This window comes from Cyanobacteriota bacterium (assembly GCA_025054735.1).
Classification (GTDB): domain Bacteria; phylum Cyanobacteriota; class Cyanobacteriia; order SKYG9; family SKYG9; genus SKYG9.
In genome coordinates this window covers 1-2473 of record JANWZG010000492.1, presented here as the reverse complement: position 1 = coordinate 2473, position 2473 = coordinate 1, and the positions used below count along the sequence as shown (strand labels likewise).

2 protein-coding genes are annotated in these 2473 nt (G+C 50.8%); both read left to right on the top strand.

The features are described from left to right. Positions 1 to 3: 3 nt before the first annotated feature. The gene (locus NZ772_17265) at positions 4 to 1455 is read left to right on the top strand and encodes an ABC transporter ATP-binding protein (protein MCS6815307.1); all 1452 of its coding nucleotides are present in this window, start codon (positions 4 to 6) and stop codon (positions 1453 to 1455) included. Between the two features lie 368 nt (positions 1456 to 1823). Next, positions 1824 to 2471: a TMEM165/GDT1 family protein gene (locus NZ772_17260; GenBank protein ID MCS6815306.1), complete on the top strand. Its 648-nt coding sequence runs from the start codon at positions 1824 to 1826 to the stop codon at positions 2469 to 2471. Positions 2472 to 2473 lie beyond the last annotated feature (2 nt).

The following is a 2473-nucleotide window of genomic DNA, read 5'->3' as shown; positions in this document are numbered from 1 at the left end:
ACCGTGTACCAGGGCGAAAGTCATGCCTTGTTAGGTGAAAATGGCGCAGGCAAAACCACCTTGATGAACATTCTCTGTGGGCTGTATGCCCCTGATGCGGGAGAGATTCGCCTTCATGGACAGTTAGTCACCTTTCGATCGCCTCGAGAAGCGATCGCTGCTGGCATTGGCATGGTGCACCAGCACTTCATGCTCGTAGACAGTTTTACCGTCGCTGAGAACATTATTTTGGGACAAACGGGCAAGCGCATCTTGCGAGAAAATCCCAATCGTCTTCACGATCGCCTCCGCCAACTAGCCGCCCAATATGGGTTAACCATTAATCCAGCAGCTCAGGTATGGCAACTATCTGTTGGTGAACAGCAGCGCGTCGAAATTCTCAAAGCCCTCTATCGTCAAGCCCGTGTGTTGATATTAGATGAACCAACTGCTGTGCTCACACCCCAAGAGGCCGAAGACTTGATGGCTATTCTGCGCAATCTAGCAGCTCAGGGTACTGCCATCATCTTCATTTCCCACAAGTTAAAAGAAGTAATGACCGTTTGTCACCGGGTAACCGTCTTGCGAGATGGGCAGGTTGTGGGTACTGTGGCTACCTCAGACTGTACTGCCCAGCAGCTAGCTAAAATGATGGTAGGACGGGATATTAACCTCCAGCGTCGCCAACTGATCCCAGACCTTGGCTTACCAGATGCCTCGCTAAATAGTCAACCCCACAAGCCTCTGACTCAGGGTTCAGAAGCTTGCCCAGAGCCTGCGCTGCAGTTAAAGAATGTCTGGGTAATGGGTAGCCACAACCTGCCAGCATTGCAGGGCATTACCTTGGCGCTGTATCCTGGGGAAGTTGTGGGTGTTGCTGGGGTAGATGGCAATGGTCAGCGGGAACTAGAGGAGGCGATCGTCGGTTTGCGACCTTTGCAGGCAGGAGAGTTATGGTTGGAAGGCAAGCTAGCCCATGTGCCTAGCGATCGCTACAGCATGGGATTAGTGTCTGATTTCTCGGTAGCCGAAAATCTAGTGCTCAAGGATATTCAGCGTTCGCCCTTTAACTGGCGAGGGCTATTGCGCCCAAACGTTATTATCAACCATGCGATCGAGCTAGTACAGCGATACTTTATTCGCACGCCATCTGTAAAAACCTCAACCGGCAAGCTTTCCGGTGGGAACGCTCAAAAAGTAGTGTTTGCTCGCGAACTCACCCGTGATCACCTAGTGTTGCTAGCTGCCCAGCCTACTCGTGGCCTAGATATTGGTGCGACTGAGTTTGTCCATTCTCAGTTGTTAGCGCGCCGAGATGCCGGAGCCGCCATACTGTTGATTTCTACAGAGCTGGATGAGATTTTGGCCTTGAGCGATCGCATTGTTGTGCTTTACGAAGGCAAACTTGTAGGTGAGATGGATGCTAACCAAGCTGACATTAACCGCCTGGGCTTGCTGATGGCAGGCAAAGCCTAGCCTAAGACAGGTCTAGCGTTTCAACTCTGTCGAGCGATCGCAGATTTAACTCCTGTTAGCATCGCCAATCTTGAGCATGAAGATGGTTAAATCTCATTACTAGTAGAACTAAAAGCTTGCAGTTATGAATGCAGTTTGATATCATTGTTCTCGATTGAAGGGGAGTAGCTGCTGGCTGGTGCCAGACGTTCTGGGTCAACATACTGGTGATGAGCCTGGCCCAGACTCGTGATGTCAGCGTTATCCGTAAAGCATTGCGAAAAGCGAGACCTTCACCTAGTTCATGTCTAGCGAGATGTGAACTTGGTGGAGTGTCTGTATCTCTTTCCAGGTTCTCTCAAGCTAGACAAGTCACTTGAGAGGAGGACATGATGGTTGTTGACTTGTTTACAGCGTTCACCGCTGGTTTGCTATTGGTTGGTCTAGCAGAGTTGGGAGATAAGACGTTTTTCATTGCTGCTCTGCTAGCGATGAATTATTCAAGACGGCTAGTGTTTTTGGGGGCATTCACTGCTCTGGCCACTATGACATTGTTGGCTGTAACAGCAGGACAGCTCATTGCACTGCTCCCTCCGGTTGTGGTTCGGGTTGGTGAGATTACCCTGTTTGCCACTTTTGGCCTGAAGTTGCTGTACGATGGCTTTCGCATGGACAGGGGGCAGACCGGAAACGAGGAAGTCGAAGAGGCTCAGGCTGCGATCGCGGCTTCTGAGGCTAGTCAGGTTCACTCCAAGGCGCTGCCAGCCTTGAGTATCGCGAGTAAAACCTTTGGACTGGTGTTTTTGGGGGAATGGGGCGATCGTACCCAAATTACGACGGTTATGCTAGCAGCCACCTATCAACCTGTAGGCGTTGCCTGCGGTGCTCTTTCAGGCTTTTTCCTCTGCATTGGGCTAGCAGTTATAGCTGGACGCTTAGTGGCAGGGCGACTATCGGAACGGTTTATCACCCTATTTGCTGGAGTATTATTTATCCTCTTCGCCTTAGCCGCTATGTTGAGGTATGCCGCTCAATGAGC